This is a genomic window from Bacillus cereus group sp. MYBKT14-1 (genome assembly GCF_051915185.1).
In the GTDB taxonomy this organism is placed as follows: domain Bacteria; phylum Bacillota; class Bacilli; order Bacillales; family Bacillaceae_G; genus Bacillus_A; species Bacillus_A cereus.
Genome location: NZ_JBQAEF010000013.1, coordinates 25041 through 45951, shown reverse-complemented (window position 1 = coordinate 45951; position 20911 = coordinate 25041). Strand labels below are relative to the sequence as shown.

The window sequence follows — 20911 nt, the reverse complement described above, 5'->3', positions numbered from 1 at the left end:
TTAAACGCTTTTCTTCTCTTCTTTATCTTGCTTTAACTCAATGTACGCTTCAGTTTTTTTTTCCACTGCATTTGAGTCTTTCATAAATAATTCACGCGCTTCTTTCATACCACCATCTTCAGCAACTATTGGTTCTTCTTCTACTTTCAACTCATCTACCTTTGGAGATACAGCTTGAATTTCAATCGTTTCTGGCTTTTCTTCTGGCTCAACTTTTTTCTTACTAAAAATTTCTTTCGTTTCTTTTAACGTCTCTACAACAGATGGCGTTAATTTTTTAATTTCTGCTACTTTCGCTTTTACCACATTGAAATCAGCAAGTTCGCGTCCTTTATCTGTAACAGTTTGCACTTTTTCTTTGATCTTTGCATTTTCACCAATTTCAATCATCTTTGTTTTTGCTTTTTCTGCTGTATTTTTTACTTTTTCGCGGTTTTCTTTCTTTAACATGGATACAGCTACACCTGCAGCTACACCAATCGCAATGTTTCGAGCAATATTATTTTTCTTTGCCATATTCCTTCACCCTTTCATTTCTTATGTTAGAAAGTATTTCTTTCTAAGCTTCCTCATATTCCTTGTTCATTTCGAATGAAAGCTAATAGCTTTGCACACCCTTCTGTTACAAGGTCATATACTTCTTGGAAATTCCCTGTATAGTAAGGGTCAGGAACGTCTGTCCAGCCACCGTCTGGAACAAAGTCGGACAGCCTACCAATATAGCCTCCAGTTTTACCTAAACTTTTTAAATCTGCTATATTCTTGTTGTCCATGGCAATAATATAATCAAACTTTGTTAAGTCTTCTTTTTCTACTTGCCTTGCTTTAATTCCTTCAAAAGTGACTGCATTTTCTTTTAAAATTTTTTGTGTTCCTTTATGTGGCGGATGACCAACATGCCAATCTCCAGTTCCTGCAGAATCAATGACAATTTTCTCTTCAAGTCCCTCTTTTACGACAAGATTTCGAAAAATCGCTTCTGCCATCGGAGAACGGCAAATGTTCCCAAGACAAACAAACAATACTTGAACCATATTTTTGTTTCTTCCCTTCTTGGTGCATTTCTTAATATATACTTATAGTATAAACAACCAATTATTAAATATAAAGGAAATCCCTACTAATTTAATAGGATTGAAAAGATCCATTAACGAAAATGATAAAAAATGTTAAGATAGCCTTATGTTATTTTAAAGGGGGACACTTCGGTGGATTTATCCGTAAAGTCAGAAGAAAACGTTGAATACATGGTCGAAGCTATTAAAGAAAAATTACGTATGGTTAATGCTGGAGCGATGAGAGCTGCTAGTTTTAACGAAGAAATGTACGAAGATTTACGTGACATTTATGATCATGTTATGAAACGTGAAACATTCAGCATTAGTGAAATGCAAGCTATTACAGAAGAATTAGGTACATTAATTAAAAAGTAAAAAAGCCTCTCTTATTATGAGGCTCTTTTTTATTTCCAACAAATTCATGACAACTCTTCTCTTTCCCTCAACCAACTGTAAAATATTGTACAATAGAAGTAGAACCTCACCTTAGATTTTTTCTCCATACATACTACTCACAAATAATAGCAACACTACCATTGCTAACTGTTTTTACTGGAGGTGCTTACTTATGAGCAATTGGTACAGTAAGACGAAAGATCAAACATTGATTGACCTAGAAACAAACGAACAAAACGGTTTAACAGATGAGATTGTAAGTGAACGTTTAAAGCAATACGGTTCTAATGAATTAGCTACAAAACAAAAACGCACTTTATGGCAGCGTATTTTCGCCCAAATTAATGACGTCCTCGTATATGTCCTTATTATTGCTGCCCTTATTTCTGCCTTTGTAGGTGAATGGGCGGATGCCAGTATTATCGCGCTTGTTGTAGTTTTAAATGCTGTTATCGGTGTTGTCCAAGAATCGAAAGCAGAACAAGCTTTAGAGGCATTGAAAAAGATGGCAACACCTAAAGCTATCGTCAAGAGAAATGGTGAACTAAAAGAAATTCCATCTGAGCACGTCGTTCCAGGGGATATCGTTATGCTCGACGCCGGACGATATATCCCATGCGATTTACGCCTTATTGAAACCGCAAATTTAAAAGTTGAAGAATCTGCTCTAACTGGTGAATCTGTCCCTGTTGATAAAGATGCAATCTACCACCCTTCCATGCAACGTGATGAGCAAGTACCACTCGGCGATCAAAAAAACATGGCCTTTATGTCTACTCTTGTCACATATGGAAGAGGCGTCGGTGTTGCTGTTGAAACTGGAATGAACTCACAAATTGGTAAGATTGCTACCCTTTTACATGAAGCAGACGATGATATGACACCACTTCAAAAAAGCTTAGCACAAGTCGGAAAATATTTAGGCTTTGTCGCTGTAGCTATTTGTATCGTTATGTTTCTCATCGGTTTTTTACAAGGCCGGGATACGTTAGAAATGTTTATGACTGCTATTAGTTTAGCTGTCGCAGCTATTCCAGAAGGTTTGCCAGCTATCGTTTCCATCGTTCTTGCAATTGGTGTGCAACGTATGATTAAACAAAACGTTATCATTCGGAAACTACCAGCTGTTGAAGCCCTCGGTTCTGTCACAATTATTTGTTCAGATAAGACAGGTACGTTAACGCAAAATAAAATGACCGTTACTCACTTTTATAGTGATAACACATACGATCGCTTAGAAAGTTTAAATGTAAATAATGATGCGCAACGTCTATTGTTAGAAAATATGGTGCTATGTAATGATGCGTCTTACAATAACGAATCACAAACGGGAGACCCGACTGAAATTGCACTTCTCGTTGCTGGAACCACTTTTAACTTGCAAAAAGATCATTTAGAAAAAATACATGAACGTGTTAACGAAGTACCTTTCGATTCAGATCGTAAAATGATGTCAACTGTACATACATACGATGAAAGCTACTATAGCATGACGAAAGGCGCTATTGATAAGCTCTTACCTCGATGTACCCATATTTTTAAAAACGGCAAAATCGAGATTTTAACTGATTCTGATAAAAATCAAATATTAGAAGCTGCCGGAGCAATGTCTCAAGAAGCTTTAAGAGTACTTTCATTCGCATTTAAACAATACGATTCAAACGATGTGGATATAAATCATCTTGAAAAAAATCTTATCTTTATTGGTCTTGTCGGTATGATTGATCCACCACGAACTGAAGTGAAAGATTCAATTAAAGAATGTAAAAAAGCCGGTATTCGCACAGTTATGATTACTGGTGACCATAAAGATACCGCCTTTGCAATTGCCAAAGAACTTGGCATTGCTGAAGAAATATCGGAAATTATGATTGGAACTGAATTAGATAACATTTCTGATACAGAACTAGCTAGCAAAATTAATCATTTAAATGTATTCGCTAGAGTCTCTCCAGAGCATAAAGTGAAAATTGTAAAGGCATTACGCGCGAAAGGAAATATCGTTTCTATGACTGGTGATGGTGTCAATGATGCACCATCTTTAAAGCAAGCTGATGTTGGCGTTGCGATGGGCATTACAGGAACAGACGTTGCAAAAGGGGCAGCAGATGTCGTGTTAACAGATGATAATTTCTCATCTATCGTGAAAGCCGTTGAAGAAGGTAGAAATATTTATCGCAACATAAAAAAATCAATTCTCTTCCTACTCTCTTGTAACTTCGGAGAAATTATCGCTTTATTTTTAGCCATTTTACTCGGCTGGGCAACACCACTACGACCTATTCACATTTTGTGGGTGAATTTAATTACAGATACACTGCCTGCATTATCACTTGGGGTTGATCCTGAAGACCCAGATGTGATGAAGGAAAAACCACGACATGCAAAAGAAAGCTTATTTAGCGGCAGCGTTCCTTTCCTGATTTTCAATGGAGTTATCATTGGACTTTTAACGCTAATAGCTTTTATCGCCGGAGCAAAATTCTATACTGGAGATACAAATTTATTCCCTCTTTTCCCAGAGCGAATTGATGACGATGCTCTATTACATGCTCAAACGATGGCATTTGTCGTTCTTAGTTTTTCTCAGCTCGTTCATTCATTTAACTTGCGTTCAAGAACGAAATCGATTTTTTCAATTGGGATCTTTACAAATAAATATTTAGTCTTCTCCCTCCTTATCGGTGTTCTTATGCAAGTTTGTATCATCTCCATCCCGCCCCTTGCAAATATATTCGGTGTACATGCATTAACGATGCAAGATTGGGGATTTGTTCTCTTATTAAGTATCATTCCGCTTGTTGTGAATGAAATCATTAAATTAGTGAAGAAAAACTAAAAGGCAATGAGGAATATTCCTCATTGCCTTTTCATTTATCCTGCTATTTTCCGTGCATTAAAACTCCCACCTCAAAATTCAGTTTGAGCAAAGAAGTTAGGTAATGGATTAACTGCCCATAAATGTCCAATTGGTGAAGGCTAATAATCGGTGGGGATGAACAAAACCCCACTGATTAAAGTTTCACTTTATCCTTGTAATTCTTTTTTGATATTCTCTGTTAATGTAGCCATACGCTTGCGGCTTTCTTCACGCTCACGTTTATTTTGTTCTTCAATTTGTTGTGTTTCTTGCATACCTCTTGAAATAATGTTCCAAGTTTCCTCAAGTGTTTCCATCTTAATACTAGAAGAACCTGATAATCTCGCTACTTCTACACTTTGCGTTGCGATATTTTGTGCATTTTTCTTAAGTAATTCATTTGTACGGCGATCCAGTTCAGCCATAGAATCTGCAACAAGCTTTTGGCGCTTGGCATTTACCGCTTGAATGATACCATTTTTAAAGATAGGAATCGTTGTAATAAATGCTGTATTGATTTTACCAATTAATTTATTATTACCACGTTGAATCATACGAATTTGTGGTGCTGTAAGTAACGCAACCATACGTGCTTTTTCTAAATCGTCAATACGCTGTTCTAAAATTTCAACAGAGTTTTTAAGCGACTCTAATTCAATACCTGCTAATTGATCATTATTACGTACACGCTCTTCATACATCGGAACTAACTCTGTATTTAAACGCTCTAATAACATTTCTCCTGCTACTACGTACTTCTCTAAGTCTAAATAATATTTTAAGTTTTGCTCATACAAGCCATCTAACGTACCAATTGATTTTTTCATCTCATCTTGGTACTTCGTAATTTCCACATAAACTTTATCAATTTCGCGGCCCATCGTTTGATATTTACTAAAGATTTGTTCTATCATTTTATCCGCTTTTTTGAACATACGTGAGAAGAAACCACTTTTTTCTTCCGCAAAATCTTTACTATCAAATCGGTCCATAATTTTACCAAGCTGTTTTAATAATTCACCAGAATCTTCTATCTTTGATAATGACATTGTATGTAAAATTTGATCAGCAAAACGTGAAATTTCCATAGAAGGTTCTTTTCCAAGTTCAATTAATTCTAATTGATCTTTAATATCTACCGCATTATAAATACGTTGTACATCCGCATCTTGTCTAAGTTGTAAGCGAACATCTTGTGCTGTTTGTTCATTTAATTCTGTTTTCGGATCTAGTACGACTGGGTTATTCATATGGTATTCTCCCTTTCCTTATAAAAATGGACGAAATAGTCCTTTTATTGTTTGTGATAAATTTTTATAGGCTGATGAACCATGAAACTCAAGATCGAAATTAACCTCTTCAAGCCAATGTGAATCAAATGCCCCCGCTTCAATATACGGTTCAATATCGTTTCTTCCCGTTGGATTGAAATGGAATACATCTACTCCAATTTGATTCAAAAATAGTAATAAAACAGCGTCAGAACGAGTTAATTCTCCGCTCTTCTCATTATTAAATATAACAATTTTCGGTACATCTTGTGAATAATCAAATTTCTCAAGCTGTTCTAAAATATTCGGTGGTATTTGAGAAAGTTGTGCGAAAACATATAGCGCTACATCTTGTTTCGTCTCTTTCGCAATTGGTTTGCACATTTCACTTTCGCACGTATGGATAATCGCCTCTGCAATCCCATGCTGTAAACCTTCCGGTAAACGCTTATGCGGCCACCAATGGCTATTCATAATTAGATCAGGATGCAATTTTCCAGCTCGGTCCAATGCATCTCGATAATGATATTGGAAGTTTGCTTTTTGCTCTTTCGTAAATGGGAATGTATTAATTAGTAAACTGTTATCAAATGATGTAACAGCCTTTAATCGTTGAAAATATTCTTTATCATTCTTTGAAACGCCTGATATTTTCGCAAATAAAGAAGGAATATAAATATGTTTATTTTCAACAAAGAATGTTGGGCGTACAAATGCCTTTTCTTTCGTAATTAAAAAGAGTTCATCATATGTCGTTTTTAACGTACGTGCTACAGGTGTATAGGAACGGAATTGCCACGGCTTGTACAGCAGTGAATTATCGTGGTGAAGTACTTGTTCAATTTCTTTCGAAGCTTGATACGCTACTGTTGCAACACGCTCACGGCGACGATCAGGGAATGGTTCAAGCGAAATGCGACTTGAATGAGATACAACAAAAGTTCTTCCCTCTTCATCAATATTTTCAAATCCATCTTTTCCTTCTGGGTGATAATAAAGCACATCACAACCGAGCATAATAAGAAAGTATAAGAAATATATACGGCTTTCCTGTGCATCACCGTACCAAATGATACGCGGCATTTGTTTCTTATAATTAATCGTAGAGAACCACTTCGCTACGTAATTTTCGCTTAGTTTAATTATGTCGATTAAGAAACGACGGAAGCCTTCTGTCTTTAACGACTGATTATGTTGCTTCTCATATAATTTCAATAGTGAAATAAACGTCGTATGTATGTAATGCTGTAAATCAGGATTGTCTACTTTCGGTAAAAGTTGTTTCCCAGATAAGTGTGCAACTAGCCTATTTACTGTCAGACCATTTGGTGCTTCTTGATGTAATCCGAACACTTCTTGAATATGACGAAGCTTTTCCGAATCAATCACTTTGTTTAAATTTTGTTCGTGTAAAACTTCGATTCCTTTCGCTTCACTATAATCAAACAGTTCATTAAAATATTCATCTACATCATTAGGAACACCAAGGATTCGACATGCTATATAACTAAATTTCATCTCATTCTCTGTCAGCTCATATTGTGGGCGTTTTTCTAAAAGCGTTTCAAATTGCTTTAAATCTGATTCATCTTTTAATGCATATGGTTGAAGTGTAAAACGTGAAAACACAACAGTTCACCTCCAAAAACATTTACGTTTTTTCTAAGTCCTTCTTCTATTATAAACTATTTTTGGTTATAAAAAATGGGCGCTCGCAAAACGAGCAAACCCATTTCAATTATTTATTGTCTTCTTTAGTAGCTGCAACTTCTTCTCTAGCTTGTCCAGAATTCTTCATGTAGTGAAGTATAAATGTTGCTCCAAATGCTACAACTAAAATAATAAAGAATAGTGTATGACTAATCTCAATCTCGATTAAAGACAGTAACATTTTTGCTGCAATAATTAAGATTAAAATGTATGCTGTCGTTTCAAGCTCTGGAATACGCTCTAACAATTTTAAGAATACACCAGCAATACCACGCATCATTAAAATACCTAGCATTCCGCCTAATAGTAAAATCCAAACTTCATTAGATACACCAAATGCAGCAAGTACGCTATCTACAGAGAATGCGATATCCATTAATTCAACCATCGCAACTGTTCCCCAGAAGACACCAAACATTCTAAAGAGAATACTATTTTGATTCATACCGTGAGCTTCGTCTTCTTCACTTGCACCTTTACGCTTATCAATAAAGTATTTTACTGATAACCAAGCAAGGTAAAGTGCACCAAGAAGTTTTACCCACCATAATTTAATTAAGAACATTCCGATTCCAATCGCAATAAAGCGGAACACATAAGCTCCAATAAGTCCATAGAATAATGCTTTTTTACGTTTTTCTTCCGGAAGATGTTTTACCATTACCGCTAACACAAGTGCGTTATCAGCAGATAATAATCCTTCAAGTACAACAAGTGTACCAATTAATCCCCAAGATACTGGATCCTGCAACACTTTAATCCACATGTCCAAGTCGAAAAACTGAGCATACGTATCAAGGATTCCTTGCAAAATACTCATCTTACCTTTATCCCCTATTCTTTGCTAGATTTATAGAAAGGTCAAAAAAAGGAAACGAATATCGTTTCCTTTCTATGCATCCAAGCCATACGCTCTTACAAGCGCACCTAAACCACCTTGGAATCCACTTCCTACTGCATTAAACTTCCACTGTCCATTATGACGGTATAATTCACAAAAGACAACTGCTGTTTCGATGGAGAAATCTTCCCCTAAATCAAAACGAAGAACTTCTTCACTCGTTTCTTCATTCGCTAAACGAACAAACGCATTTCCTACTTGCCCAAAGTTTTGACTACGGCCTTCTGCATCATAAATCGTAACTGTAATAGCAATTCTGTGCACATCTGCTGGAACTTTCTTCAAATCCACAACAAGTTGCTCATCGTCACCTTCACCTTCACCTGTACGGTTATCTCCTGTATGTAAAACAGATCCACAAGGAGACTGTAAATTATTATAGAAGATAAAATCAGTTTCCTTCGTACATTTTCCGTTTGCATCTAATAAAAAGGCAGATGCATCTAAATCGAAATCGGCTCCGCCGTCATAAGATTTAATATCCCATCCAAGACCAATTACTGCTTTTGTTAAACCAGGGCTTGTCTTACCTAAATCGATTTTCTGGCCTTTTTGTAATTGAATAACCATCTATATTCACCTCTATATTTTTATCTTTAAAAATATATCCATCAGTAAACATACATTTCACCGATGGATATATAAATCAAATCTATTACTCTACATCTAAACCAAAGTTATTACATAGAGACGCTAATCCACCTTGGAATCCACTTCCGATTGCATTGAATTTCCAATCACCTGCATGACGATATAATTCACCTACTACTACGGCTGTTTCAATAGAGAAATCTTCTCCTAAATCGTAACGAATTAATTCTGCATTCTTTTCTTCATCAAGAATACGTACGAAAGAATTAGAAACTTGTCCGAAGTTTTGGCTACGGCCTTCTCCATCATAAATTGTAATTGTGAAACAAATACGTTCGATGTGAGCAGGAACATTTTTCAAATCTACTTTAATCGCTTCGTCATCGCCTTCACCTTCACCAGTGCGGTTATCTCCTAAATGCTCTACAGCACCATTCGCACCTTTTGGATTATTATAGAAAACGAAATCTTCAGCTCCTGAAACTTTACCATTCGCGCCTACTAAGAAAATACTAACATCTAAGTCAAAATCGTTTTGTCCGTCATAACGATTCGTGTCCCAACCAAGTCCTACAAGAACTTTCGAAAGACCTGGATTCGTTTTTGTTAAGTCTACCTTTTGTCCCTTTTTCAATGAAATTGATGCCATATACAATTCCTCCTCGGTTATTTTATTGATAACGTGATACAATCTCACTTAAGTTTTTATCTTGCGTGCCTTCTCCAACTGCTGAAAACTTCCATTCACTTCCGTGACGATACATTTCACCTGCAATTAGAGTTGTTTTGCCAGCATAATTATCCGATAAATTATAGCGTGCTAATTCTTCACCAGTTTGCGGGTTTTGAATACGAATATATGCATTACGAATCATCCCGAAATCTTGACGACGATTTACACAGTCATAAATATTTACAACGAATACTAAACGATTAATACGGCTTGGAACTTTATGTAATTCTACGAAAATTGTTTCGTCATCACCAGCGCCTTCACCTGTTAAATTATCTCCTGAATGAATAATACTACCACAAGTAGAAAGTTTATTTCCGAAGTAAACTAAATCATTTTTGTTTAAAAAACGATCTCCTTCTAACATAACAACAGATGCATCACAATCTACATTTGGTTTACTTCCAAATAATGAAGACAGAAATCCACCTGATTGCCCAATTGGATCCCAGCCTAAGCCAACCTGTAGTTTTGCTACTTTTGGTTGTCCTTTCGTTAAATCGATCTTTTGACCTTTTTCTAAAATAATAGGCATGAAGTTTCTCCCTTTCTACAAAGCATTTTCCGAATCGGAAAATATTGTATTCTTCTCTTATATTGTAGCATTATTTACCTAGCGATAAAAAGGATAAATTCTCAGTTATATGAAAACATTCATATAATTTACTTATGATGATGTAAGAAGTGGTAAATAGCACCAATCATTCCTGCACAATTACCGTTTTGCGCAAGTTCAATCTCACAATTATTATAAATCTCTTGATTTAAGTATTTACTGACCTCTTCTTTTACTTCTTTTAAAAACTCATTTCCTCTATCGGTAATTCCTCCACCAATAATAATCGTTTCTGGATTAAAAATATAAGCAAGATTACTAATTCCGATTGCCAAATGTTTAAAGAAAATCCCAACTGCTTGAGCAACTTCCCGATCTCCTTTATCATACAACTCGAAAATTCTTTTCCCATTCCACTTGCCTTTGCCTTTATATTTGCTTACAAGTCGAATTAATCCTGAAATCGAAGCAACCTCTTCAAACGTTTTTTCTTCTATTAACATATTCCCCCATTCACCAGCACTAAATGAATGTCCTCGGTACAATTTTCCATCTATAAAAATTGCTCCCCCAATCCCTGTTCCAAGGGTGAGCATAATAAAGTTATCTTTCTCTCTTCCACTACCATTCCACTTTTCTCCAAACGCTGCACAATTCACATCATTGTCAATCGATACTGGAACTTTTAATATCTCTTGCAATCTATCAATAATAGGAATAGTACTATATCCCGGAATATGATCCGCACCTCCCGTCACAATTCCTTTATTAATATCAACAATTCCCGCAGTGCTAATACCGATTCCGGCAATAGTATGTTCATTCATTATTTTTTTGGATACATATATAAGTTTTTGAATAATTTGTTCTCCGCCTAAATGAATTTCTGTTGCAACTGTTTGACGCTTTAATACTCTCCCTATTTCTGAAACAATACCATACTTAATTTGCGTACCGCCAATATCAAACGCTATATACTCTTTCATCTGCTGCCACTTCCTCTACCGTTATGAATGTAAATTCTCCCCCTCTACTATTTGTAGGAAATCTACATTAACTCTTTTCTGCTTTGACAAATACACCACCTTTTTCTATATATAGTTTTTTTTGCATAAAACTCTTTTTCCTAAGAAATATTACAAAGGGATGTATTTTAGATGGAACATTAATCTCTTAGGAGGAAAACCATGACGAAAATCTTCATTTTAGCATCAACACTCTCTTTATCTTTTTTTAGCGGTTTAAATATCGGTAATGCTGCAACTGAAAACTTCCAACCATTAACAAACGCTATTGTACAAAATAGCGATCATTTTGCAGAAGGAAACTCAAAGGATAATAATATACCTCCAGGAAATAACGGTTCTCAGGACGATACTGGTTCTGGTGACAATGGTTCTGGCGGTAACGGTTCTGGTGGCAGTGGCTCTGGTGGCAATGGTTCCGGCGGTAACGGTTCTGGTGACAACGGTTCCGGCGATAACGGTTCTGGTGGCAATGGTTCCGGCGGTAACGGTTCTGGTGACAACGGTTCCGGCGGTAACGGTTCTGGTGACAACGGTTCCGGTGGCAATGGTTCTGGTGGCAACGGCTCTGGCGGCAGTGGCTCTGGTGACAATGGTTCTGGCGGTAATGGTTCTGGCGGTAACGGTTCTGGCGGCAATAGCTCTCAAGGCGGTAATCGTGTTAAAGGTGATAGCAGTTCTCAAGGTGGCAATCGTGTTAAAGGCGACAGCAATTCTCAGGAGGGCAACGGTTCTCAAGGGGGTAATGTAAAAGATAATACGAAAAAACAAGGTGATAAATTACCTAATACTGCAACGCATTACCCTATATCTATTTTAATGGGGCTTTCAACATTCCTAATTGGTATGTTACTGTTTATTCGTCGTAAAAACGTAAAATAAGAACAACATCCTTCCATCTAAAAAGTACATGAAATACTGTATAAAACTAAAAAGGACTTTGGATTACATTTTATTATGCAGCCCAAAGTCCTTTTATCACCTATCAGAAAAAGTATTAATACGCTTTTCCCCAATACACCATTTGTTTAGCTTCTTTACCACAACAAATACATTCTTCAGCTAAATGCTCTTGCTCAAAAGGCATACAACGTGAAGATACGCCAACTTCTTCTTTTAGTTTTTCTTCACAAGCTAATTCCCCGCACCACATTGCCTTAATAAAGCCTTGCTTTTCATCAGCTATTTTTTTCATCTCTTCGAAATTTGTCGCAACATACGTATTCTCATCGCGAAATGCTTTTGCTTTATTAAATAAAGCAATATGAATTTCTTCAAGTAATGCTGGAATACGTTCTTCTAATTGATCCATTGGTACAAACTCTTTTTCCTTCGTATCTCTTCTTACAAGTACAACTTGATTCTTTTCAATATCTTTAGGGCCAACTTCTAATCGAATTGGAATCCCCTTCATTTCATACTCATTAAATTTCCAGCCTGGTGTTTTATTACTAGCATCTATTTTTACTCGTGCAACCTTTTGAATATGTGCTTGTAACTCTGTTGCTTTTGCTAAAACTCCTTCTTTATGCTGAGCAATTGGTACAATAACAACTTGCACTGGAGCGACTTTTGGTGGCATTACAAGTCCATTATTATCACTATGAACCATTATTAGCCCGCCTATCATTCTTGTTGATACACCCCAAGATGTTTGGTGCACATATTGCCACTTACCGTTACGATCTAAAAACTTAATATCAAATGCTTCTGAGAAATTCGTCCCAAAGTTATGAGAGGTTCCTGTTTGAAGTGCTTTTCCATCATGCATTAAACTTTCAATTGTATAAGTTGCCTTTGCTCCAGCAAACTTCTCTTTTTCTGTTTTTTGTCCTTTAATAACTGGTATTGCTAAATAATCCTCACAGAAAGAAGCATATAAGTTTAAAATATTTAATGTCTCAGCCTGCGATTCTTCTGCCGTTTCATGGATTGTATGACCCTCTTGCCATAAAAATTCAGTCGTACGAAGGAACGGCCTAGTTGTCTTCTCCCAACGAACTACTGAACACCACTGATTATATAACTTTGGCAAATCATTATAGGATTGCACAATTTTTGAAAAGTGCTCACAGAATAAAGTTTCAGATGTAGGACGTACACAAAGTCTTTCCGCTAACTTTTCATCTCCACCATGCGTAACCCATGCTACTTCAGGAGCAAATCCTTCAACATGATCCTTCTCTTTTTGCAATAAACTCTCTGGGATAAACATTGGCATATATACATTTTCATGGCCAGTTTCTTTTAACTTCTCATCCATCACCTTCTGCATATTCTCCCATAAGGCATAACCATACGGACGTAAAATCATGCATCCTTTTACACTTGAATAATCAACAAGTTCGGCTTTTTTTACAATATCGGTATACCACTGCGCAAAGTCCTCTTCCATCTTCGTAATGGCTTGCACTTGTTCTTTTGCCATAGTCAGTCTTCCTCCTTCTAGAAAATACAAAAAAGCCCGCGTCCCTAAATAGGGACCGAGCTTTGTCGGCGTTACCACCCTGATTCATGCACAAAAATTGCGCATGCTCTCTTTTTGATAACGGGAAATTCCCGCTGCATATGCAGAACTCAAAGGCAGGTTCCATATTGCCTTTTTAAGAATCTTTCAGCCTGACGGATTCTCTCTCTGCTAAAAAGGTTGAACATGTACTAGTCCTTTTTCATCGTTATAACGAAATAAATTTGTTGATTATCATAATACAAATTCTTTTTTAAAACAATAGCTAATTTTCTTATTTTTATATATTCTTTTCATTTTTTGCAGTTTTATACGTAGCTTTTCCGCGTAATTTTCACAAGTTGATGTGCAATCATACCGATAAGTGTACCAAGTAGGACGAAGAAACCAATAAATCCATATCCCATTCCTTCCCACCCACCAATAACAATCATTGTAACGGGAAAGGACGCTAAGCAAAGAAGTATTAAACTAAGTGCAAATATAATATCGAACTGTTTGTCTGGAAACCGTTTCTTTAGTAAATATGAAATAGCAAATACAAGGATAATTGTGATTCCGCCAATGATGTAAAAGATACCAAATCCATCTAACCAATCCATAGTGTTTCCTCCTTCCATAGATTCCCTTATACTTAATTATATGTTTAATTTTTCTGAAAATAAATAATAAATTTTCACATAAAAATATATTTTTATTACTAGGTATTAATAGTAATATATAAGAATAGGTTTTATATAATCAGGAGGGAACTTTATGGATAAAGCATTAACAAACCATGTCATTATTTTATCATTCGACTGTTTATCAGCTTTAGATTTTCCTATACTACAAAAACTACCTCATTTCCAATCTCTAATAAAAAAGGGAACGGTTGTCGAAAAAGTAGAACCAATTTATCCTTCTGTAACATATCCAAGCCACTCAACAATCGTAACCGGTAATTACCCTAACAAGCACGGTGTTGTTAGCAATACGTTACTTCAACCAGGGCGTGAATCACCTGATTGGCATTGGTACCGAAAATCAATAAAAGGAACAACATTGTATGATGAAGCGCGCAAAGCAAATTTAACGACAGCTGCCCTTCTATGGCCTGTTACTGGAAGAGCGAACATCGATTACAATTTACCAGAAATTTTTCCAAATAGACCTTGGCAAAATCAAGTGTTAGTTTCCTTATTTAGCGGTAGCCCACTATACCAATTAGATTTAGATCGTCGTTTCGGCCATATAAGAAATGGTTTATCACAACCAGAGCTGGATGATTTCGTCCTCGCCTCTGCTGTGCATACAATCCAGACGAAAAAGCCTAATATCATGTTCGTACATTTCACCGATCTAGACACACAAAGACACTATCACGGCTTTGAATCTAACGAAACAATAGCTGCTATCCAGAGACACGACGAACGTCTAGGGAAAATTATTCAAGCACTAAAAGAAAGTGACTTATACGAAGAAAGTACAATTATTGCCCTTGGTGATCATAGCGCTTTAAGTGAAAACAAATCCATACAATTAAATGTGCTATTCCATCAAAGAGGACTTATATCTCTTAATAAAAAAAGAAAATTAGTAGACTGGAAAGCCTATTGCCAAAGTTGCGACGGCTCTGCCTATGTATATGTAAAGGACAAAAATGATACGGATACAATTCGGGAGGTACAACTACTCCTTGAAGAACTACTTCAAAATAAACAAAACGGAATTGAATTTATACTTCATGATGAAGCTGCGAAAGACTGCGGTGCAGACGGTAATTGTTTATTTATGTTAGAAGCACAAGAGGGGTATTATTTCACTGAAAACTATACAGGAGATTTTATAAAAGAAATTACTGCAAAAGATGTTACGCCTAGTAAAAAATATACATTTGGTACGCATGGATACTCTCCAACAAAACCTAACTATGAAACAATTTTTATAGCTGCTGGGAAAGGGATAAAAAGCGGCATTACCATACCGTATATGAGACTTATTGATGAGGGCCCAACTATCGCTAGACTACTCGGTTTACACTTAGGTGAAACAGACGGATCAATTGTAGAGGATTTACTCCAATTGTAAAGAACTGTGTATATATGTAAAAGTTATGTAAAATTCATCATTGTTTCTCTTTTTATAATTTTTATTTTTGTACACTGTTAGTAAAACAAATTTGAGGGGGAACATTATATGAAAAAAATGTCCAGACAAGAAAAAAGCTGGATATTATACGATTGGGCGAACTCCGTATATTCGCTCGTCATTACAACTGCATTATTTCCAATTTACTTTAAAGCAGCTGCAAAAGAAGCGGGTTTATCTGGGGCAACTTCAACAGCATATTGGGGATATGCAAACTCATTCGCAACACTTTTAATTTCTATACTTGCTCCTATTCTTGGCACAGTTGCTGATTATAAAGGATTTAAAAAACGTTTTTTCACATTCTTCTTTGGACTCGGTATCGTATTTACAAGTATGTTAGCAGTCGTTCCAACCTCTCAGTGGTACTTATTGCTAGGGTGCTATATGCTCGCCTTAATCGGCTTTGCTGGAGCAAACATTTTCTATGATGCATTTTTAGTAGACGTCACTTCTGAAGATAGAATGGACCGAATTTCTACAAGAGGATTTGCATTAGGTTATATCGGGAGTACAATTCCTTTTATCGGTTGTATCGCTCTTATTATTCTTTCCCAAAAAGGAACTATTCCCTTATCGGTCGGCATTGCTAGTCAAATTTCCTTTGCAATAACAGCTCTTTGGTGGGGATTATTTACAATTCCAATGCTAAAAAACGTAGAGCAAACACACTATATTGAGCGTCATCCAAGACCTATTAGAATGAGCTTCAAACGTCTTGCTGATACTTTTAAAAATATTAAAGAATATAAAACTGTATTTATGTTTCTAATCGCTTACTTTTTCTATATTGACGGAGTCGACACAATTATTACTATGTCTACCGCTTACGGAACCGATCTCGGTATTAGTGCAACGAATCTATTAATCATATTATTTGTAACACAAATTGTCGCTTGTCCATTTGCTTTACTATACGGAAAATTATCTGAAACATTTACTGGTAAAAAAATGTTATATGTCGGTATCATTATTTATATCATTATTTGCACATATGCTTATTTTTTAAAAACGACACTTGATTTTTGGATTTTAGCAATGTTAGTTGCTACATCTCAAGGTGGTATTCAAGCACTAAGTCGTTCATACTTTGCAAAACTAGTACCTAAAGAATCTGCTAATGAATTCTTCGGATTTTATAATATATTTGGCAAGTTTGCCGCAATTATGGGTCCGGTATTAGTCGGTGTTACAACCCAATTAACAGGAAAAACAAACGCTGGTGTTCTTAGTATTATTGTTCTGTTTATTATCGGAGGATTTTTACTAACTAGAGTTCCAGAAAATAATACATCCGTTACACCACCTAGTCCAAAGACTAAAACGCTATAAGAAAAGATCCTCTTCTCATAAGAAGAGGATCTTTTTTATTTTTAAAGGTGCGACTTATAATGAACGACTCTACTGCTTGTACAAAAATAATTTATCAACAGTTGTTCCTAATACTTCAGCTAAACGGAATGCTAACGCTAAACTTGGATCATATTTATTATTCTCAATTGCATTTATCGTTTGTCTAGAAACCTTACATTTATCAGCTAATGCGCCTTGTGAAATATTATTTTCAGTGCGTAATTCATAGATTTGATTTTTCACACCATTGCTCCTAACCTGTAAAATCGTTTTTACAACATCAGTATATAATTGGCTCATATAGTTGTCAAAAGTTCCTCAAAGAAAAAGGGAGCAATATTGCTCCCTTACAATAGTTATTTCGAAGCTAACGAATTTGTTAGTGCCTCTTTATTAGCAACATCTTCTTTTTTTATTTGCATACGTAGAACTGGCCCTATCGCTAATAAAATAAGTGCCATTGCTATACAAAACACAGTAACTAGTGAAGTTAGTTCCTTTAATCCTCCAGCTAGTGAAGTTCCAATTAGCATTGCCCCCATAAACAGTGGTAAAATCGTCCCATTTACTCTTCCAACCATATTTTCTGGTACAAGTTGAATCATAAGCGTACCGACAACAATATTAACACAAGCTAAACAAATACCTGTTCCAAACCTCATGAAACTAGTAATCCAAAATGATGTAGATAGCCCTTCTACTAAAAATGACATTGCTAATATGCCCATACCGAATACAAACATTTTTTTCGGATTCACTTTTGAAGCGAAAATTGCAGCAACAATACCACCAATTAACATACCTATTCCATCAGCTGCAGCTAAATATTGAACTGCTTCCTTTTCCATTCCAAGGCGTTCTATTACAAGAAACACCTCTAATGGAGTTGTTAATCCAACAGCTAAGCCTATAATGGTGAAAGTGATCGTAATCATACTTAAATTTTTCGTATGAAGAACATACTTCCAACCTTCTTTTATATCATTTTTTAATGAATCTCTCGCCACTTGCTCTTTTTCAACCCATTTTGGTAAAAATGAAAGGGCGATAGCAGATAACAAAAATAAAATGATTAAGCTATATAGTGACGTAAATAAACCAAGTTGTGTATACACAAGCGATCCTACCACTGGTCCAAAAATTAGAAATAATGACTGTAATGTTTGGTTAAATGCAATCGCATTTGCTACCTGTTCTTCTTTTACATAGCGCTTAAATATACGCGAAGATGAGGGCTGAGAAAACTGACCTACAATCGCGGAAATGAGTGTTGCAAAAAATATAGCCTGCCAATAATCCAGCTTTAACAACAGGACAATTCCTATAATAGACAGTACACTCAACACATCTCCAGCGACCATTGTTCTTTTCGGATTCCAGCGATCAGCTAGCGCACCACCGATAAACGAGAAAATAAAAATAGGTGCATATTCCATAACTGATAACAAAGAAACAGAAACCGGATCATTATTCGTTCGCTCCATTATAAAATACAAAAGAGCCATATTTCTGATCCAAATTGCAAATTGTTGTAAAATATCAGACGCCATAACGAGCATAAATGCTCGGTTTTTAAATAAAGCGTTCATTTTCATTCCCCTTTCACAAACCGACCGTTCAGTCTAATTTATTTTGTAAAAAAAGCAACTGACCTATTATTCAGCTGCCATTCCTTTTAACAATACATCTATTGCCTTTTTATAAATACGCTTCAACTCTTTATAATCTAGCTCGTAGTAAAGTACTCCAAGCCCTGATAATAATCCATTCACAATATACATAAGATCACGAGTATTATCTTCACGGAACTCTCCAGACTGTATACCTGCTTCAATTAATTTTTCAAACATAACATATGATTCTCTAGTTAAAGCTAATAGTTCCTCCAAAATCTCTTTACTTACAACTTGACTCATAGAGAATTCCTCTATGGCATTTGAAATTGGTTGCTGTATGTCCTCTACATGATATTCCGCGAGACCATATAGTTTTTCAGTACTAGTGCTATACAACTTCTCTTTTTCATTCCATTTTTCAAGCCAATCATACGTATGCTGTTTCACTACAAATAAAAATAATTCTTCTTTACTTTTAAAGTGATAATAAATACTTCCTTTACTTCGCTCTGTAATTTCACAAATCTCTTCCATAGATGTAGCTGCGTAGCCCTTCTGTGAAAATAGACTTTCTGCTTTGTATGCAATTTCTTTCTTTATCTCTTCTGCGCTTCTTCTCATATTCACACCTCTTTAAACCGACCGTTCAGTCTAATAATAACAAATCAAAAACCTCTATCGCAAGAGGCTATATTCCTTATTTAAGAAAACGTACTTTCAAACCAAGTTCGAATCATATGTATTGTTCCAATTTTAAATGCTAATTTAACAAGAAATACGCCTCCCGCAGCTAATAAAAATAACACTACTTTCCCCTTATTTTTCACTTTCGGTTCCCTTTTCATTTCCATTCCCCTTAGTATGTTAAAAATATTAATCAAACGTTTGTTTAACTGTGTTTATGTATATGTAAGCCGACTAATCAAACGTTTGTTTAAAAAGAAATACGCCTATATAAGGCGCATTTTCATCAATCCCCACCGCCACCGCAGCTTCCTCCGCTATCTCCCCCAAAAGAGCCTCCACAATCATGTGAACCGCCATCATGCGAGCTATCATTATCCGATCCAGCAAAGAAAAATAATGGTGATGAGCTGTTAGATGAATTATGTATGTTATTTTGTTTCGCCAAGTTCACCTTCTTTTTGTTCGATCGAACTGCTGTTACGATTATTCCAACTACAACAAATAATAGTATGACAATAATAAATCCCATATAAAAGCCTCCCCTATTCCTCGAATAATTGAATGATTCTCTCTAGATTTTCAAGTGAAATGAAGCTTGATTCACGAAGAATTTCTTTTCCATTATGAAATAATAAAATTGTTGGCCCTGTAAATACTCCATATCGCCCCGCAATCTCTTGCATGTCTTGTAGTAATATTTCTATTTTCTCTACGTAATCATAATTCTCTAATACGCAATTTACTTTTCTTAGCATAACATCACAAACACCACAATTTTCCGTTTTAATAAACAGAAGTACCAATTGTTGTTCTTCGATATAGGTCGCTAATTCTTCTACCGTTTTAAATGTAGTCATCTTATCCCTCTTAGCGTAATTTACGAAATAATTTGCCTTGATACATACGAAAAGCTGAACTATCTTTAATCTTTCTCTTTTCCATTACCTGCTGAAAACGAAGAGTTTTTGCTGTTAACTCTTCTCGTAATTTCTTTCTCTCTTCTTCATCATAACAGCAAGCAATTAAATCCTCTATTTTTAATATATCTTTTTGTAGTTCCATTTCTGGTGGAATCATTCCCGCATTTTTTAAAATTTTATAACTCATTCTAAGTTCTGGAGGTACCATTGAAAGATCTTCTAATTGTAGTGGTTTTCCTTTTCCCGGAAGATAATCAAGATCACCATTCCGTATTGCTTGTCGAATTTTTTCTTCAGCAATGTTCAAAAACACATCCACACTATTCCCTCCTTTACATATTTTTACTATTATTTTACATGATATTTCCTTATCTTTCTACGTCTTTAATAATTGGCTCCATACAATTTTTTCTCAAATTTATTTATAATGAGCTTTTTCTTCCCATACCAATCTTTCGTTTTCATATATAGTTTGTATTCAAGCCTTTTTGTATTGAGAAAGTCTTTTTCAACTTAATAAAGCGTTTACACTAAATCTTACATTTGTTACGATTTAATCACCCCCAGCTCCCTTGTATAGACTTCGTGATGTCTGATCATTTTATCTAGACGTTTCATACGTCTAGATTCATTTTGG

23 protein-coding genes and 1 other annotated feature are annotated in these 20911 nt (G+C 35.6%); of the genes, 5 read left to right on the top strand and 18 right to left on the bottom strand.

From position 1 onward, the window contains the following. Together ACTFO4_RS23930 and ACTFO4_RS23925 are read right to left on the bottom strand one after the other, a co-directional pair. Nucleotides 1-516 carry a DUF4075 domain-containing protein gene (locus ACTFO4_RS23930; protein ID WP_001085389.1) on the bottom strand — a complete coding sequence of 172 codons (516 nt, stop codon included), beginning with the start codon at nucleotides 514-516 and terminating at the stop codon, nucleotides 1-3. Between the two features lie 53 nt (nucleotides 517-569). After that, complete coding sequence (locus ACTFO4_RS23925) at nucleotides 570-1034, bottom strand: low molecular weight protein-tyrosine-phosphatase (RefSeq protein ID WP_000250916.1); 465 nt, start codon at nucleotides 1032-1034, stop codon at nucleotides 570-572. A gap of 174 nt (nucleotides 1035-1208) precedes the next feature. Here ACTFO4_RS23925 and ACTFO4_RS23920 point away from each other — a divergent pair, with 174 nt between their 5' ends. Next, nucleotides 1209-1433, top strand: a complete 225-nt coding sequence (locus ACTFO4_RS23920; protein ID WP_000366196.1) for a DUF1128 domain-containing protein — start codon at nucleotides 1209-1211, stop codon at nucleotides 1431-1433. 193 nt (nucleotides 1434-1626) lie between these two features. Beyond that, entirely contained in the window at nucleotides 1627-4293 is a 2667-nt protein-coding gene (locus ACTFO4_RS23915) for a cation-translocating P-type ATPase (protein WP_440014477.1), read from the top strand. Between the two features lie 188 nt (nucleotides 4294-4481). On the opposite strand, the gene ACTFO4_RS23910 is transcribed toward ACTFO4_RS23915, so the two are convergent. The 7 genes from ACTFO4_RS23910 to ACTFO4_RS23880 form a co-directional block, all read right to left on the bottom strand. Beyond that, on the bottom strand, nucleotides 4482-5564 hold the full coding sequence (locus ACTFO4_RS23910) for a toxic anion resistance protein (RefSeq protein WP_001064409.1): 1083 nt from the start codon (nucleotides 5562-5564) through the stop codon (nucleotides 4482-4484). 18 nt (nucleotides 5565-5582) lie between these two features. Further along, nucleotides 5583-7214, bottom strand: coding sequence for a YceG family protein (locus tag ACTFO4_RS23905; protein WP_000492859.1), 1632 nt, complete (start codon nucleotides 7212-7214; stop codon nucleotides 5583-5585). Between the two features lie 109 nt (nucleotides 7215-7323). Continuing rightward, a complete protein-coding gene (locus tag ACTFO4_RS23900; protein ID WP_000025704.1) occupies nucleotides 7324-8115 on the bottom strand; it encodes a TerC family protein in 792 nt (263 codons plus the stop codon). A 72-nt stretch (nucleotides 8116-8187) separates the two neighbouring features. Next, nucleotides 8188-8766, bottom strand: coding sequence for a TerD family protein (locus tag ACTFO4_RS23895; protein ID WP_000236643.1), 579 nt, complete (start codon nucleotides 8764-8766; stop codon nucleotides 8188-8190). Nucleotides 8767-8851: 85 nt separating this feature from the next. Further along, complete coding sequence (locus ACTFO4_RS23890; protein ID WP_000146726.1) at nucleotides 8852-9436, bottom strand: TerD family protein; 585 nt, start codon at nucleotides 9434-9436, stop codon at nucleotides 8852-8854. A 22-nt stretch (nucleotides 9437-9458) separates the two neighbouring features. Then, nucleotides 9459-10055 (bottom strand): TerD family protein, encoded by a 597-nt coding sequence (locus ACTFO4_RS23885; protein WP_001121586.1) that lies wholly within the window; start codon nucleotides 10053-10055, stop codon nucleotides 9459-9461. A 128-nt stretch (nucleotides 10056-10183) separates the two neighbouring features. Next, the gene (locus ACTFO4_RS23880) at nucleotides 10184-11062 is read right to left on the bottom strand and encodes an ROK family protein (RefSeq protein WP_000666116.1); all 879 of its coding nucleotides are present in this window, start codon (nucleotides 11060-11062) and stop codon (nucleotides 10184-10186) included. Between the two features lie 201 nt (nucleotides 11063-11263). On the opposite strand from ACTFO4_RS23880, the gene ACTFO4_RS23875 reads away from it, so the two are divergent. Next, a complete protein-coding gene (locus ACTFO4_RS23875; RefSeq protein ID WP_440014476.1) occupies nucleotides 11264-11983 on the top strand; it encodes an LPXTG cell wall anchor domain-containing protein in 720 nt (239 codons plus the stop codon). A gap of 115 nt (nucleotides 11984-12098) precedes the next feature. Here ACTFO4_RS23875 and proS read toward each other — a convergent pair whose 3' ends face one another. Together proS and ACTFO4_RS23865 are read right to left on the bottom strand one after the other, a co-directional pair. Next, a complete protein-coding gene (gene proS, locus ACTFO4_RS23870; RefSeq protein WP_001040977.1) occupies nucleotides 12099-13529 on the bottom strand; it encodes a proline--tRNA ligase in 1431 nt (476 codons plus the stop codon). A 47-nt stretch (nucleotides 13530-13576) separates the two neighbouring features. After that, nucleotides 13577-13783: a binding site (T-box leader), on the bottom strand. Between the two features lie 93 nt (nucleotides 13784-13876). Beyond that, nucleotides 13877-14170: a YesK-like family protein gene (locus ACTFO4_RS23865; RefSeq protein WP_000383850.1), complete on the bottom strand. Its 294-nt coding sequence runs from the start codon at nucleotides 14168-14170 to the stop codon at nucleotides 13877-13879. Between the two features lie 154 nt (nucleotides 14171-14324). Here ACTFO4_RS23865 and ACTFO4_RS23860 point away from each other — a divergent pair, with 154 nt between their 5' ends. Beyond that, nucleotides 14325-15638, top strand: coding sequence for an alkaline phosphatase family protein (locus ACTFO4_RS23860; protein ID WP_119682904.1), 1314 nt, complete (start codon nucleotides 14325-14327; stop codon nucleotides 15636-15638). A 108-nt stretch (nucleotides 15639-15746) separates the two neighbouring features. Beyond that, a complete protein-coding gene (locus ACTFO4_RS23855) occupies nucleotides 15747-17030 on the top strand; it encodes an MFS transporter (RefSeq protein ID WP_000738812.1) in 1284 nt (427 codons plus the stop codon). A 69-nt stretch (nucleotides 17031-17099) separates the two neighbouring features. Here ACTFO4_RS23855 and ACTFO4_RS23850 read toward each other — a convergent pair whose 3' ends face one another. The 7 genes from ACTFO4_RS23850 to ACTFO4_RS23820 all read right to left on the bottom strand — a co-directional run bounded on the left by ACTFO4_RS23850 (nucleotide 17100) and on the right by ACTFO4_RS23820 (nucleotide 20593). Then, the gene (locus ACTFO4_RS23850) at nucleotides 17100-17351 is read right to left on the bottom strand and encodes a helix-turn-helix transcriptional regulator (RefSeq protein WP_002023181.1); all 252 of its coding nucleotides are present in this window, start codon (nucleotides 17349-17351) and stop codon (nucleotides 17100-17102) included. Between the two features lie 56 nt (nucleotides 17352-17407). Next, complete coding sequence (locus tag ACTFO4_RS23845) at nucleotides 17408-18640, bottom strand: MFS transporter (protein WP_000992556.1); 1233 nt, start codon at nucleotides 18638-18640, stop codon at nucleotides 17408-17410. 66 nt (nucleotides 18641-18706) lie between these two features. Beyond that, nucleotides 18707-19288 carry a TetR/AcrR family transcriptional regulator gene (locus tag ACTFO4_RS23840; RefSeq protein WP_001254439.1) on the bottom strand — a complete coding sequence of 194 codons (582 nt, stop codon included), beginning with the start codon at nucleotides 19286-19288 and terminating at the stop codon, nucleotides 18707-18709. A gap of 80 nt (nucleotides 19289-19368) precedes the next feature. Further along, nucleotides 19369-19512 (bottom strand): histidine kinase, encoded by a 144-nt coding sequence (locus tag ACTFO4_RS23835; protein ID WP_332284964.1) that lies wholly within the window; start codon nucleotides 19510-19512, stop codon nucleotides 19369-19371. A 125-nt stretch (nucleotides 19513-19637) separates the two neighbouring features. Beyond that, nucleotides 19638-19883 (bottom strand): hypothetical protein, encoded by a 246-nt coding sequence (locus ACTFO4_RS23830; protein ID WP_000505774.1) that lies wholly within the window; start codon nucleotides 19881-19883, stop codon nucleotides 19638-19640. Between the two features lie 13 nt (nucleotides 19884-19896). Further along, a complete protein-coding gene (locus ACTFO4_RS23825) occupies nucleotides 19897-20211 on the bottom strand; it encodes a thioredoxin family protein (protein ID WP_440014475.1) in 315 nt (104 codons plus the stop codon). Between the two features lie 10 nt (nucleotides 20212-20221). Beyond that, nucleotides 20222-20593, bottom strand: a complete 372-nt coding sequence (locus ACTFO4_RS23820) for a J-domain-containing protein (RefSeq protein WP_000382376.1) — start codon at nucleotides 20591-20593, stop codon at nucleotides 20222-20224. Between the last annotated feature and the right edge of the window lie 318 nt (nucleotides 20594-20911).